This is a genomic window from Streptomyces sp. AM 4-1-1, assembly GCF_029167625.1.
Taxonomy (GTDB): domain Bacteria; phylum Actinomycetota; class Actinomycetes; order Streptomycetales; family Streptomycetaceae; genus Streptomyces.
In genome coordinates this window covers 1432764-1446777 of record NZ_CP119145.1, presented here as the reverse complement: position 1 = coordinate 1446777, position 14014 = coordinate 1432764, and the positions used below count along the sequence as shown (strand labels likewise).

Here is a 14014-nt window from a genome sequence, read left to right as displayed (position 1 = left end):
CCGGTCACGGCATCACGGCATCAGGGTGCGACGGCCCGGAAGGTCCGGCACTACGGTGCGACGGCCCGGAAGGCCGGGCGCTCCGGGTCCAGGACCGCCACGCCCTCGTCCGGTGACGAGGCCAGCGCGAAGTGGCGGCGCGGGATGCGGCCCGCGCGGTGCGCCAGCCTGCCACCGTCCACCGCGTGCCGCATCGCCGCGGCCATCAGCTCGGGTTCGCGGGCCCGGGTCACCGCCGACGCGAGCATCACCGCCGCGCACCCCAGCTCCATCGCGAGCGCCGCGTCCGACGCCGTCCCGGCGCCCGCGTCGAGGATCACCGGCACCCCGGCCCGCTCGGTGATCAGCTGGAAGTTGTGCGGGTTGCGGATGCCGAGCCCGGAGCCGATGGGGGAGCCCAGCGGCATGATGGCCGCACATCCCACGTCCTCCAGCTTCCGGGCGAGCACCGGATCGTCGCTGGTGTACGGCAGCACCGTGAACCCGTCGTCGACCAGGGTCTCCGCCGCGTCCAGCAGCTCGATCGGATCGGGCAGCAGGGTCCGCTCGTCGGCCACCACCTCCAGCTTCACCCAGTCGGTGCCCAGCGCCTCCCGGGCCAGCCGGGCGGTCAGCACGGCCTCGCCCGCCGTGAAACAGCCCGCGGTGTTCGGCAGGACCCGGATGCCGAGCCGTTCCAGCACCGAGAGCACCGAGCCGGCCACCCCCGGGTCGAGCCGCCGCATCGCGACGGTGGTCAGCTCGGTGCCGGAGGCCACCAGCGAGCGTTCGAGCACATCGAGGCTGGGCACCCCGCCGGTCCCCATGATCAGCCGGGACGAGAAGGTGGCGTCCCCCAGCGCGAACAGATCGTCGGACACGGTCAGCCTCCCTGGACCGCGGTCAGTACCTCGACCCGGTCGCCGTCGGCGAGCGCCGTACGGGCCCACCGGCCGCGCGGGACGACGGACTCGTTGACGGCGGCGGCGATCCCCGAGGGCGCGGCGCTCAGCGTCGCGACCAGGACGTCCAGCGTGGTGCCGGGGGCGATGGCGCGGGGTTCTCCGTTCACGGAGACGGACATGGTCATACGGGCTGCTCCTGGGATACGGGGACGGCCGCGGACGGGAAGCGGCCGGGGGCGAAGGGGCGGGCCACCTCGGGCAGCTCACCGGTGGTCAGGGCCCGCGCCAGGGCGTCGCCCGTGACGGGGGTCAGCAGCACCCCGTTGCGATGGTGCCCGGTGGCGAGCAGCAGGCCCGGCAGGGCGGTGGGGCCCAGCAGCGGGGCGTTGTCGGGGGAGGCGGGGCGCAGACCGGCCCGGGTCTCGGTGAGCGGCAGCTCGGTGATGCCGGGCACCAGTTCGTGCGCGTCGCGCAGCAGCTCGTACACCCCGCCCGCCGTGACCGTGGTGTCCCAGCCCAGCTCCTCACTGGTGGCGCCCACCACGAGTTCGCCGTTCTCCCGGGGCACGAGATAGATGTGGCCGCCGCGCACCACGGCCCGGACGGTCCGGCTGAGGAACGGGGCGTACGCGGGCGGCACGGTCAGCCGCAGCACCTGCCCCTTCACCGGGCGGACCGGGGGCACCACCCCGCCGGGCAGTCCGGCGAGCCGTCCGCTGAGACTGCCCGCCGCGAGCACCACCTGGTCGGCGGTGAGCCGGGCGCCGCCCGCGAGCACGGCGCCGACCGCCCGGTCCCGTACCACCGAGAGCCGTGCCACCCGCTCCCGGTGGAAGCGGACCCCGGCCCGCTCGCACGCCGTCAGCAGCGCGGCGGCCAGCCGCCGGGGATCGACCTGGTGGTCGCCGTCGACGCGCAGGCCCCCGCGCACGCCCGGCGCGAGCATCGGCTCCAGCCGACGGCACTCACGCCCGGTGAGCCAGTCGGAATCCAGTCCGCAGCGGCGCTGGAGCTCGTGCAGCTCCCGCAACTGCGCCCGGTCGTCCGAGTCCAGCGCGACGGCCAGCGTGCCGCAGGCGCGGAAGCCGATGTCCTGGCCGCTCGCCTCCGTCAGCTCGGCCGCGAACGCGGGATAGCGCGCGGCCGAGGCGACGTTGAGGCCGAGCAGCAGTTCCTCCCCGTAGTGGAGTTCGGTGACGGCGGCGAGCATTCCGGCCGCGACCCGCGCGGCCCCGCCGCCCGGTCCTGGATCGGCGACGGCGGTACGCAGCCCGTGCTGCGCGGCCCGCCAGGCGGTGACCAGGCCGATGATCCCGCCCCCGATGACGAGGACGTCGGAACCGGCGGAGGACCACGGGCCCCGCGCGGGGCCCCGCCCGGACCGGTCCTGGCCCGGCCCCCCGGTCTCTTCACCGGGCCCGGGGCCATCCCCGCGAGCACCTGTGGTCTCGGAAGAACGCATGGGCGTCCAGCCCCTCCCTTCGCCGGCATGACCCGGATCAGGTTCGTACGGTCGGAGGCCGCCCAGCCCCCCTCTCAGCCCGGTGCGTCCGGGCTCCCGCGAGTGCCTTACGTTGGCCACCATAAACCTTGGCCCTGACGCGCAGTAAGGGAGCCGCAGCCATGGCCCGCTCGCTCGACGGACTCGTCCTCTCGCCGGTCGCCGACCAGGCCCCCGGCCAGGTCTCCACCCGCACCCGGTTCGCCTACCACGAGGAAGCGGGGCGGATCTGGGCCGAGTACGCGGGCGGTGACGTGGTCCGCGGCCATCTCGTCGGCACCCGTACCGCCGACACCCTGGACTTCCGCTACGTCCAGCTCACCCAGGACGGGGCCACCTCCTCCGGGCACTGCGTCTCCACCGTCGTCGAGCTCGCCGACGGACGGGTGCGGCTGGACGAGCGGTGGGAGTGGGAGTCGCGGGAGGGCGGCGGGACGAGCGTGGTGGAACAGCTCGGTCTCTGACGCCACGTCAGGTGTTTAGGGTGGACGGGTGAGCGAGCAGACCGAACAGCAGACAGAGAGCCGCCGCCGAGTGGTCGTCGTCGGGGCGGGCATGGCGGGCGTCCGGACCGCGGTCGCCCTGCGTGAGCAGGGCTTCACCGGCTCGGTCACCCTCATCGGCGCCGAACCCCACCCGCCGTACGACAGGCCCCCGCTCTCCAAGGCCGTGCTGCTCGGAACCGCCGAGCACTCCGCCTTCGACATCGACTTCGCGGCGCTGGACATCGAACTGCGGCTGGGGCTGGAGGTGACCGGTGTGCGTCCCTCGGCGCACGAGGTGGACACCGCCGCCGGGACCGTCCCGTACGACGTCCTGGTCGTCGCCACCGGGGCCGAACCCGTCACGCTCCCCGGCTCCGGGGACGCCCCCGGCGTCCATCTGCTGCGCACCCTCGACGACGCGACCCGGCTGCGGCCGGTGCTCGACGAGCGGCGCCCGGTCGTGGTCGTCGGCGCGGGCTGGATCGGCGCGGAGTTCACCACGGCGGCCCGCGCGGCGGGCTGCCGGGTCACCGTCGTCGAGGCCGCCGACCGGCCGCTCGCGGGCACCATGCCGGCCGAGGTCGCCGCCCCGATGGCCGCCTGGTACGCGGAGAGCGGCGCGGAACTGCTCACGCTCGCCCGGGTGGCGCGCGTCGAACCGGGCGCGGTCGTCCTCGCCGGGGACGCGTCCGGTGCGGACGGCCGGGTGATCGCGGCCGACGCCGTCGTCGTCGGGATCGGCGCCAGGCCCGCCACCGGCCCGCTCGCCGGGTCCGGCATCCGGCTCGGCCCGGACGGTTCGGTGACCGCCGACAGCGCCCTGCGCGCCTCGGTGGCCGATGTGTACGCCGTCGGGGACTGCGCCTCCTTCCCCTCCGCCCGCTACGGCGAACGCCTGCTGGTCCACCACTGGGACAACGCCCTCCAGGGCCCGAGGACCGTCGCCGCGAACATCATCGGCGCCGAGGCGGGCGAGCCGCCCGTGCCGTACGACCCGGTGCCGTACTTCTGGTCCGAGCAGTTCGGCTGCTTCGTCCAGTACGCGGGCCACCACGCGGCCGCCGACACCCTGCTGTGGCGCGGCGACCCGGCGGACCCCTCCTGGACGGTGTGCTGGCTGCGCGACGGGATGCTGGTCGCGGTCCTCGCGGTCGGCCGCCCGCGCGATCTGGCGCAGGGCCGCAAGCTGGTCGAGGCGGCGGCGCGGGTCGATCCGGTACGGGTCGCCGACCCCTCCGTGCCGCTGAAGTCCACCAGGACCGACGCGCCCTGACGGCTCCGGGAGGACGGGCGGTACGGGGCAGGAACGGGCCGGTTCCGGGAGGGCGAGCGGCAGGCGCGGGCCGGTTCCGGAAGGGCGAGCGGTACGGGGGCAGGAACGGGCCGGCTCCGGAAAGGCGAGCGGCAGGCGCGGGCCGGCTCGGAAGGCCGAGCGGTACGGACTCCGGAACCGGTCGCGGGAGGCCCGGCGGCGCGGGGAGCCGGGCCGCGGTCGAGGGGGCCGTACACCCCGGTGGGGACCTCCGTCCGGGCGGCCCGGCTACCCACTGTCGGTCCGGGATGGCACGCTTGTCCCCGTGACCGAGATTGACGCAAGGATCGATGCTCTCGTCCCCGCCTGGCTCCACCTGCCCGACATCGCGGAAATGCTCGATGTCGAGGTGACGCGTGTACGGCAGCTGGTCAAGGAGGGCCAGCTCATCGCCGTACGACGTGGGGAGAACCGGGCGCTCCAGGTGCCCGCCGCCTTCATCGACGGCACCAAGGTGGTGAAGGGCCTCGCGGGGACCCTGACCCTCCTGAGGGACGACGGCTACACCGACGTGGAGATGCTGGAATGGCTCTTCACCCCCGACCCCACCCTGCCCGGCAGCCCGGCCCAGGCGCTGAGCGAGAATCGCGGCACGGAGGTGAAGCGTCGCGCCCAGGCGCTCGCCGTCTGACCGAGACCACCACACGCGGGGTACGGGCCGCCGTGCGCGGCCCGGCCCCCGCCGTACCGACGGGGGGACCGCTCCATGTCCACGTCCACGCCTCGCGCGCTACTGTCCGACGCCCGGCTCTATCTGTGCACGGACGCCCGCAAGCGGCAGGGCGACCTCCCCGCGTTCCTCGACGCCGTGCTCTCGTCCGGGGTGGACATCGTCCAGCTGCGCGACAAGGGCATGGAGGCGGCCGAGGAGCTGGACCACCTGGCGGTGTTCGCCGACGCCTGCCGCCGCCACGGCAAGCTCCTCGCCGTGAACGACCGGGCCGATGTGGCGCACGCCATAGGTTCCGACGTGCTGCACCTGGGACAGGGCGACCTGCCGGTGCCCGCCGCCCGCGCCGTCCTCGGCGACGGCGTGCTCATCGGCCGCTCCACCCACGCCGAGTCGGAGGTCGACGCTGCCATGGCCCAGCCGGGCGTCGACTACTTCTGCACCGGGCCCTGCTGGCCCACCCCGACCAAACCCGGACGGCACGCCCCCGGCCTCGGCCTGGTGCGACACGCGGCCTCGCTCGGCCGGCCACGCCCGTGGTTCGCCATCGGCGGGATCGACGCGGGCAATCTGGACGAGGTGCTGGACGCGGGCGCGCGCCGGATCGTCGTGGTGCGGGCCGTCACCGAGGCCGACGACCCCGCCTCGGCCGCCGCGGGTCTGGCGGAGCGAATCAGGGCACGGGACGTATGAGCCTCCGCCCCTGACCGCCCGTCGACGCCCGTGCCCGCCCGTGCCGTCACGTGCCCGCCTGACCCGCGGCCGGCGCGTGGCCGGGGAACGGCGTCGTCCCGGACGCGGTGGGAGCCCCTTCCAGGGGCGGGTGACCGGCCGCTCCGAGGCCGGTCACGAGGACGGGGAGTGACCGTGGCAGCCCCCGGTTGTCCCTTCCCGGGTGCCTCAAGTGTCCACGGCTGTCCGAAGGGTGGACAACAACCTGTGTAATTCGGACAATTTACAAGGGCTTGCCGCAGGGGCCGTTCGACCCTGGTTAATCTGCCAGCATGGCCCTTGGCACACCTTCTACCTGGAACGATCGCGCCCGTACCGTGCGTGATCTGCTGGCGACCGGCAAAACCTCGTACTCGTTCGAGTTCTGGGCGCCCAAGACCGAGAAGGGCGAGCGCAACCTCTGGAACGCGCTGCGCCGTGTCGAGGCGGTGAGGCCGAGTTTCGTGTCCGTCACCTACGGAGCCGGTGGCTCCACCCGCGACGGCACGGTCAAGGCCACCCAGCAGATCGCTGCCGACTCCACCCTCACCCCGGTCGCCCACCTCACGGCGGTCGACCACTCCGTCGCCGAACTGCGCAACATGATCGGGCAGTACGCCGACGCGGGAATCCGCAACATCCTCGCGGTGCGGGGAGACCCGCCCGGCGACCCGATGGGCGAGTGGATCGAGCACCCCCAGGGTGTGCGGTACGCGGCAGACCTGGTCCGCCTCATCAAGGAGTCCGGCGATTTCTGCGTCGGTGTCGCCGCCTTCACCGAAATGCACCCGCGTTCGACGGACTGGGAGACCGACGCGCGGTATTTCGTCGACAAGTGCCGCGCCGGGGCCGATTATGCGATCACTCAGATGTTCTTCAACCCGGACGAGTATCTGCGTATGCGTGACCGAGTGGTCGCGGCCGGTTGCGAAACTCCGATCATTCCCGAGGTAATGCCGGTGACCAGCGCCAGACAGCTGGAACGATTCGGGCAACTGAGCAATGCTTCCTTCCCTTCTTCGCTGAGAGAGCGCATCCTCGCGTCCAAGGACGACCCGGCCGCTGTACGCTCCATCGGTATCGAGTTCGCAACGAAGTTCTGCGCGAGGTTGCTCTCCGAAGGCGTGCCCGGATTGCACTTCATCACGCTCAACAACTCGACGGCGACACTCGAGATCTACGAGAATCTCGGACTGCACAAGCAGTTGTGACCGGCTGTGCCCGCCATCATCCGCGGCGGCAGCCGTAGGAGTGGGGGCGGGCATGGGCTGGACGGTCCTCTACATCGCGTTCGGCATCGTCGCGCTGTGGCTGTTGGGTGAGGTGCTGCTTCAGTACAAGGCGCGGTTGCGCTGGCGACTGCTCGCCTTCTCGGGCTTCGTCGGCGTGGTCATCGGTGCCCTGATTCCGTCCGTGCTGGTGATCGCCGTCGGCGCGATCGCCTTCGCGACCGGTCAGACGTATGTGACGCTCTCCTTCAGACGTGGCTTCTCCACCGGTTGGGCGATCGGCGGGAAGCCGGGCGAGAGCCGTCGCCGCCGGGCGGGGGGCAACCGGGCCGCGACCCGGAAGCCCACACTGGAGGTGTCGGACCTGACGTACGAGCAGCCCGCCCCGCCGTCCGGTCCGCCCTCCGGCCCGGCGAATCCGGCGCCGTCCGTGACTGTGACGAACCCGGCGGATTCGACGAATCCGGCGCCCTCCGCGGCCTCCGCGATCCCGGACTTCTCGTTCTACGAGTCGCAGCCGCTGCCGGACGAGACCGGGCAGTACGGGGTCTACGCCGGCGGCACCGGACCGGCCGCCGGCCAGGACGACGGCGACCGGTACCCGCGGCACGGGGCGCCGCAGCCCCAGTACGCAGCCCACGACCCGTACACCGGCCGGCCCCCGGCGGACCAGGACCCGTACGCCGGGCAGTACGACTACGGCACGGACCAGCAGCGCTACCCCGCGTACTCCGATCCGTACATCGGAACCGGTACGACGGCCGCGAGCGGGCCGTACGGCCCGGAGTACGGCACAGGGGCGTACCAGAACCACGACGGTCACCCCGGTCAGCAGCCCTACGCGGCCGACCCCTACGCGCAGGAGTACGGCTCCGACACCCCGCCCGGCGGAGTCTGGGTGCCGCAGCAGCGGGAGAACGAGCAGCCCCCGCACGTTCCGCTGCCGCCGCACGCGCCGACGGCCGACCGGAACCCGTACCCGAACGACTACGACGGACAGAACTTCCGCTACTGAGAGCCGGGCCGGGCGCGACCGGGTGCCCAGGCTCCCGGCTCACCGTGAGCCGCGGAAGCCGTCCCCCTCCACGATCAGGCCGGCGACGAGCGCCCCCGACATCCCGGCGTGCGCGAGTCCGCCGCCCGGGTGCGACCAGCCGCCCGCCAGATACAGCCCCGGCAGCCCCGTGCGGTTGCCCGCGTGCAGATAGGCGCCCGCGGCCCCGGCCAGCGCGGGTGCGGGCACCGAACCGCCCACGGCTCCGGTGTCCGCCGCGGTCTCGACCGGGGTCCGCACCTCCCGGTGCAGTATTCGCTCCCGCAGTCCGGGCACGGCCGCGGACGCCACGTCGATCAGCACCTCCGCGTAGCGCGCGCGCAGCTCCGGGTCCGCCCAGTCGACCCGGCCGTCGTGCGGGGCGACCGTCGCGACGAGGGTGACGGCCTCGTGCGCCTCGTCGGGGCGGGTCGACGGATCGTCGGGGCGCAGCACCGTCACCGTGGGACGGTCGGCGACCCGGCCGCCGAACACCGCCTCGCGCTCGGCCGCGCCGTCCGCGCCGTGCACCACCGTCCGGTGCGCGGAGTCGGGGTGCCGCCCTCCGCGCAGCGACAGCAGGACCATGAACCTTCCCGGCACGGCGCCGCCGCCCGGACGCGGCTGCGGCGTCACCGCTCCGCCGGACCAGAGCTCCTGACCAAACGTCAGGTCCGCGCGCGGCTGTGCGCCCAGCACCACGTGATCGGCCTCGGCGACCGTCCCGGACGCCAGCTCGACGCCCGTGGCCCTGCCGTCCTTCTCGACGATCCGGACCACCTCCGCGTCGAACACGAACTCCACCCGGCGGGCCAGGCACCGCTCGTACACCGCCCGCGCCAGCGCCCGCATCCCGCCCATGACGTACCAGCTGCCGAACGTCTCCTCCAGGTACGGCAGCAGCGCGGCGCTCGCGGGCGCGCGCCGCGGGTCGAGCCCGTACGCGAGGGCGTATCCGTCGAGGAGCGCGGCCAGCCTCGGGTCCGCCAGCTCCCAGGCCCCGATCTCCGCCACCGTGCCCGCCCGCCGGGCGCCGCGCAGCAGCCGGCGCCGCCGGAGCGCCGGATACGGATCGTGGGCCAGCGTCCGAGGGTCGGGCGGCAACGGCTCCTCCAGCAGCGGCCGTCGCGAACGGTCCCAGGCGCCGCGGGCCCGGTCCAGGAACGCGCCCCAGCGTGCCCCCGCGCCTTCCCCGAGCGCGGTGTCCAGCGCGGCGGTCACCCCGGCCCGAGAGGCGTTCGGCAGGGTGACCGACGTGCCGTCCGTGAAGAGGTGACGGCTCGCCGGATCGACCTGGGTCAGCGTGACGCACCGCTCCAGCGGCTCCTTGCCCGTCTTCACGAAGAGATCGCGCCAGACCGCGGGCAGCCGCAGCAGTCCGGGCCCCGTGTCGAAGGTGAAGCCGTCGTGGGCGTACCGGCCGACCGAGCCGCCGTACGTCCCCGACCGCTCGTACACCGTCACCCGGTGCCCCGCCACGGCGAGCCGGGCGGCCGCCGCCATGGCGCCCGCCCCGGCGCCGATCACCGCAATTCGTGCCATGTCAGTGACCTTAACGGCCACCACCGACAGCTCAGCCGAGAGGCCGGGCGAGGCCTGCCCCCGCCGCACGTCTCTCCTCACGCCGCTGCGCCCGGCGCCGCAGGAACCGGCGGATGCGGCCGGCCAGGAACGCCACGGTCGCCACGCCGAGCAGCAGGAAGGCCCCCGCGACGGTCGCGGCCAGCACCGGATGGAACACCGCGAAGGTGATGACACCCGCCACCGCCAGATCCTCGACGAGGCTCACCAGGACATTGCTGAACGGCTCGGGTGACGTGTTCACCGCCATCCGGGTGCCCGCCTTCACCAGATGGCTGACCAGCGCGGTCGACCCGCCGATCGCACCCGCGGCCAGCTCCGGCAGCGAACCGCTCTGCCCGGCCAGCAGCGCCGCGACGACGCCCCCGGCGATCGGTCTGACGACGGTGTGGACCGCGTCCCAGAAGGTGTCCAGGTACGGGACCTTGTCCGCCACCGCCTCGCACAGGAAGAGCACACCGACGATCACCAGGACATCGGTGCGCTGGAGCGCGGCGGGCACCTCGTCGGTGAGACCGGTCGCGCCGAACACGCCGAGGAGCAGGACCACCGCGTAGGCGTTGATCCCGCTCGCCCAGCCGCTTGTGAAGACCAGGGGGAGTACGGACACGGGCGGAATCGTATCCAGCGGACGGCCGGTTCTCCCAGGGGTCACGGAAACGGCCCTGAGTACCCGTACTCAGGGCCGGAGATGAGTAGACGCACGGATGGGCCGTCACCCGCGCGCAGGGAAGAGTGAGGGGCACGCCGGGGACACCGCACCGGCACCGCCGGCACGGGGCGGCGGAACGGTGCTGAATCCCCGGGGCAGCGGGGGCGCGCGACGGAGGGCACGGGGCCACGGGGGACGAACGGGGCCACGGGGGAAGGTCCTCCGACAGCGCGGCGCACACGCCGGCCCGGCGAGGCTCGGGGGGATCGAGCCTCGTCGGACCGGCGTGTGCGCGCACGGACGTCCCCCGGCGAGGACACCTCGCCGGGGTGGTGCGGTCAGCGGTGAGGGCGGGGGTGGGGACGGTCCGGCGGTGGGACCGTCCGACATCTCAGCCCCGGCGTCCGCTGACCCGCCCGTACAGCAGCAGGGACAGCGCCGAGTGCACATCGTCCATCGACCGCTCGGGCTGGAACGCCTGCCAGTCCAGGGCGGCCACCAGCACCATGCCGACCAGCGCCGCCGCCGTCAGCTGGATGTCGATCTCCTCGCTCAGCTCGCCGTTCGCGACCCCCTCGCGCAGGACTTCCTCCACCACGGCGACGGCCTCCTGACGCACCACCAGGAGCGTGCCCTGCCAGGCCCGGTTGGTGCGCCAGAGCTCGGCGACGTACAGCTGGGTGAACGCCGGATAGCGGTCGATGAAGACCAGACCCGCCCGGATCATCGCGTCGAGCGCCGCCACCCGGGTGCCGCCGCGCGCCGCGCTCCCGTCGGCGGCGGACCGCAGCGACGCGGTGAGCAGTCCCACGCCGTGGCGCAGCAGTTCCTCGAACAGTTCCGTCTTGCTCTTGAAGTTGTAGTAGACCGTCCCCTTCGCGACCCCGGCGCGTTCGGCGATCTCGTCCACCGTGGTCGCCGAGAACCCCTTCTCGGCGATGAGAGTCACGGCCGCCTCGTAGAGCTTCTGCCGGGTGGCCTGGCGGCGCGTGGTGCTACTGCGTTCCATGGCGTCGATTCTCACAGGTCCGGCGGCGCTCACAGACTGAGCTCCGGGTGCAGCCGCTCCATGGTCCACATCTGCTTGCGCCGCGCGGAGACCGCGGTCAGCGCCAGGGCCCCGGCCGTGAAGGCCGTCAGCACGACGCACGCCAGCCACACCGGACCCAGACCGCCGCCCGTGATCAGTCTGCGCAGCCCGTCGACGACGTGGCTCATCGGCAGATACGGATGGAGCGCCCCGAAGAACCCGGGGCTGGTCTGGACGGGATACGTGCCCCCGGCCGAGGTGAGCTGGAGCATCAGCAGCGCCAGTACGAGGATGCGTCCCGCCGCGCCGAACCGGGCGTTGAGCCACTGGATGATCGCGGCGAAGCAGCAGGTCACCAGGGCCAGGAAGCCGATCGTCCCGGCGGCGCGCGTCATCCGGAGCCCGAGTCCCCAGTGCAGTACGGACATCAGCGCGGCGACCTGGAGCAGTCCGATCGCGGCGACCGGGAGCCAGCCCGCGAAGGCGATCCGCCAGGCGGAGGCCCCGGCGGCGAGCGCCCTCCGGTTGAGCGGCTGGATCAGCATGTACGCCACCATCGAGCCGACCCACAGGGAGAGCGGGATGAAGTACGGGGCGAACCCGGTGCCGTAGTTGGGCGCGTCGTGCAGCGACTGCGAGGCCAGCCGCACGGGGTCGGCCATCACACCGGTACGCCGGTCGCGGTCGTCCTCGTCGTAGTCGGGTATCCGGCCGACGCCGTCGTTCAGCCCCTTGGCGAGCGTGGCCGAACCGTCGCCGAGCCGGACGAGGCCGTCGTCCAGACCGGTGGCGCCCTTCTTCAGCTTGCCGACCCCGGTGTCCAGGTCGCCGGAGCCGGTCCTGGCGGTGCCCAGGTCGGTGTGGAGCGTGCCGGCGCCCTTGGCGACCTTCTGGGCGCCGGTGTCGAGGGCGTTGATCCTGGCGACCGCGTCCTCCAGGTCCTCGTCGAGGTGCGGGGAGCGTTCGGCGAGGGCGGCGGCCTGCTTCTCCAGGGCCGAGAGCTGCCCGCGCAGCTTCGTCAGCTCGCCGTTCTGGTCCTTGACCAGTGTGTTCACATCGTCGGCGACCTTCGCGACGTCCGCCGCCGCGGTCGTGGCGCGCTTCAGCGGGGGGCAGGTCTCGGCGTCGGGCACGGACTGCTCCTCGCAGCGGGTGCGGTGGACGGCGGTCAGATCGTCGGAGGCCTTGTGGGCGGCCGCCGCGGCGGTGGGCGCGGCCTTCACCAGCTCGCCGAGGTTGTCCCGTACCGTCTTCGAGCCGTCGGCCACCAGCCGGGCGGTGTCACCGATCGCCTTGCCGTTGTCCTTCAGGAAGGGCCGGACGTCGGCGGCCACGCCGTTGACCTTGCCGGCGAGCAGCCGGGTGCCGTCGGCCACCTGCCGTGAACCGTTTTCCAGGTCGCCCGCGCCCTTGTCCAGCTTGGTGAGGCCACCGGTCAGCCGGCCGCTGGCGTCCTTGGCGTCCTTGAGCCCGTCGGTGAGGTCCTTCGAGCCCTGCTTCGCCTTCCCGATGCCGGTTTCGAGGTCACCGGCGCCCTTCGCGGCCTTCGCCGTCGAGTCGTGGAGGTCGGAGAAGGAGAGGTAGATCCGGTCGAGGAAGCCGCGTGAGGCGTTCGTCGAGGCGGCGGTGCGGACCTCGGCGAAGACCGTCCGGGAGATCTGCCCGACGATGTAGTTGTTGGCGTCGTTCGTCCGCACCTGGAGCGCGGAGGTCTCGGGGGAGTCCCCCGAACTGGACGTGATCCGCCGGCTGAAGTCGGCCGGCATGGTCAGGGAGAGGTAGTACGTGCCGTCCTCAAGGCCCTTGTGGGCCTCGGTGGCGCTCACCTCGTGCCAGTCGAAGACCTTCGAGTCGAGCAGCTTCTCGGTGATCTCGTCACCGGCTCTGACACGCTCGCCCCCGGTGGTGGCGCCCTTGTCGGCGTTCACCAGCGCGACGGGGATCTTGTCGAGGCGGCCGTACGGGTCCCAGAAGGACCAGAGGTACAGCGCGCCGTACAGCAGGGGGAGCAGCAGGAGGGCGGCCAGTGCGGCGCGCGGCAGCCTGCCCCGGCCGAAGCGCTTCAGCTCAAGCGCGGCGAGTCCGGGCGAACGCATGGCCGGTCCCCTTCCCGGTCGTGTCGGTGTCGCCGACGGTGGTGGCGGTGGCGCCGGTGGGGGTGTCGGTGTCACCGGCGCCGGGGACCGTCGCCGCTTCCCGGGTCCGCACGGTGATCGTGTCCTCGGGGGCCTGGCTGCACACCGCGAGCACCGTCGTTCCGTCGGCCGCGATCGAGCGCAGCAGCGCCCAGGCGTCGGCGCGCTCGGCGTCGGAGAGCTTGAGGTCGGTGTCGTCCACGGCGAGCAGCCGGGGGCGGTCGACGAGGGCGAGGGCCACGGAGAGCCGCAACGCCTCCAGCCGCTCCAGATCGCGTACGGAGGTCCGCTCCGCCTTGGGCAGGGAGGCGAGGTCGAGTCCGGCGGCCGCCAGCGCGCCGTCGACACGGGAGCCGGTCTCGGCGGAGCGCTCGGCACGCGGCCGGAGGAAGGCGCGCAGCGCGCCGCCGTAACGGCGTTGGAGGAGGGCTCGCTCGCGCAGGTGCTCGGCGACCGTGAGGGCGGGGTCGAGTTCGCTGACACCGGGGACCGGGCCGAGTCCGCAGACGCGGCGTACGGCGGCCGACCGGCGCGGTACGCGGTGTCCGGCGACCTCGGCGTATCCCTCGCCGGGACGCATACGGCCGGTGAGAGCGAGCAGGAGGCAGGTCCGGCCGGAACCTGACGGTCCCTCGATCGCCACCAGCGAACCCGGCTCCGCGTCGAACCGTACGTGCCGGAAGGCCCAGCCGCGTGGGCCCTTGAGGCCGAAGTCCTCGGCGATGACCGCCGCACCGTGCGGACCGTCCACGGATGCCTCCTCCTTCTCCTGGAACCGTTCCCGACGGATT

14 protein-coding genes and 1 riboswitch are annotated in these 14014 nt (G+C 73.3%); of the genes, 6 read left to right on the top strand and 8 right to left on the bottom strand.

Going from position 1 to position 14014, the window contains the following annotated elements:
* Window positions 1–50: 50 nt before the first annotated feature.
* From PZB75_RS05990 to thiO, 3 genes are all read right to left on the bottom strand, one after another.
* Window positions 51–860: a thiazole synthase gene (locus PZB75_RS05990; protein ID WP_275534243.1), complete on the bottom strand. Its 810-nt coding sequence runs from the start codon at window positions 858–860 to the stop codon at window positions 51–53.
* 2 nt (window positions 861–862) lie between these two features.
* A complete protein-coding gene (thiS, locus tag PZB75_RS05985) occupies window positions 863–1069 on the bottom strand; it encodes a sulfur carrier protein ThiS (protein ID WP_275534242.1) in 207 nt (68 codons plus the stop codon).
* Window positions 1066–2346, bottom strand: coding sequence for a glycine oxidase ThiO (gene thiO, locus PZB75_RS05980; RefSeq protein WP_275534241.1), 1281 nt, complete (start codon window positions 2344–2346; stop codon window positions 1066–1068). Before thiO ends, thiS begins: the two co-directional genes overlap by 4 nt.
* Window positions 2344–2456: riboswitch (TPP riboswitch) on the bottom strand. (Overlaps the previous gene by 3 nt.)
* A 51-nt stretch (window positions 2457–2507) precedes the next feature.
* Here thiO and PZB75_RS05975 point away from each other — a divergent pair.
* The 6 genes from PZB75_RS05975 (at window position 2508) to PZB75_RS05950 (ending at window position 7807) form a co-directional block, all read left to right on the top strand.
* Window positions 2508–2849, top strand: coding sequence for a hypothetical protein (locus tag PZB75_RS05975; RefSeq protein ID WP_275534240.1), 342 nt, complete (start codon window positions 2508–2510; stop codon window positions 2847–2849).
* Between the two features lie 28 nt (window positions 2850–2877).
* On the top strand, window positions 2878–4143 hold the full coding sequence (locus PZB75_RS05970; RefSeq protein WP_275534239.1) for an FAD-dependent oxidoreductase: 1266 nt from the start codon (window positions 2878–2880) through the stop codon (window positions 4141–4143).
* A 304-nt stretch (window positions 4144–4447) separates the two neighbouring features.
* Window positions 4448–4813: an Rv2175c family DNA-binding protein gene (locus PZB75_RS05965; protein ID WP_275534238.1), complete on the top strand. Its 366-nt coding sequence runs from the start codon at window positions 4448–4450 to the stop codon at window positions 4811–4813.
* Between the two features lie 75 nt (window positions 4814–4888).
* A complete protein-coding gene (thiE, locus tag PZB75_RS05960; RefSeq protein WP_275534237.1) occupies window positions 4889–5545 on the top strand; it encodes a thiamine phosphate synthase in 657 nt (218 codons plus the stop codon).
* A 311-nt stretch (window positions 5546–5856) separates the two neighbouring features.
* Window positions 5857–6774 carry a methylenetetrahydrofolate reductase [NAD(P)H] gene (metF, locus tag PZB75_RS05955; protein WP_275534236.1) on the top strand — a complete coding sequence of 306 codons (918 nt, stop codon included), beginning with the start codon at window positions 5857–5859 and terminating at the stop codon, window positions 6772–6774.
* Between the two features lie 52 nt (window positions 6775–6826).
* Complete coding sequence (locus PZB75_RS05950; RefSeq protein WP_275534235.1) at window positions 6827–7807, top strand: hypothetical protein; 981 nt, start codon at window positions 6827–6829, stop codon at window positions 7805–7807.
* Between the two features lie 39 nt (window positions 7808–7846).
* Here the strand turns inward: PZB75_RS05950 and PZB75_RS05945 are convergent, their stop codons facing one another.
* The 5 genes from PZB75_RS05945 to PZB75_RS05925 form a co-directional block, all read right to left on the bottom strand.
* On the bottom strand, window positions 7847–9367 hold the full coding sequence (locus PZB75_RS05945; RefSeq protein ID WP_275534234.1) for an NAD(P)/FAD-dependent oxidoreductase: 1521 nt from the start codon (window positions 9365–9367) through the stop codon (window positions 7847–7849).
* A gap of 31 nt (window positions 9368–9398) precedes the next feature.
* A complete protein-coding gene (locus PZB75_RS05940) occupies window positions 9399–10016 on the bottom strand; it encodes a DUF4126 domain-containing protein (protein WP_275534233.1) in 618 nt (205 codons plus the stop codon).
* 433 nt (window positions 10017–10449) lie between these two features.
* Window positions 10450–11067, bottom strand: coding sequence for a TetR/AcrR family transcriptional regulator (locus PZB75_RS05935; protein WP_275534232.1), 618 nt, complete (start codon window positions 11065–11067; stop codon window positions 10450–10452).
* 29 nt (window positions 11068–11096) lie between these two features.
* Entirely contained in the window at window positions 11097–13184 is a 2088-nt protein-coding gene (locus PZB75_RS05930) for a YhgE/Pip domain-containing protein (protein ID WP_275534231.1), read from the bottom strand.
* Window positions 13156–13974: an ATP-binding cassette domain-containing protein gene (locus PZB75_RS05925; protein ID WP_275534230.1), complete on the bottom strand. Its 819-nt coding sequence runs from the start codon at window positions 13972–13974 to the stop codon at window positions 13156–13158. Before PZB75_RS05925 ends, PZB75_RS05930 begins: the two co-directional genes overlap by 29 nt.
* Window positions 13975–14014 lie beyond the last annotated feature (40 nt).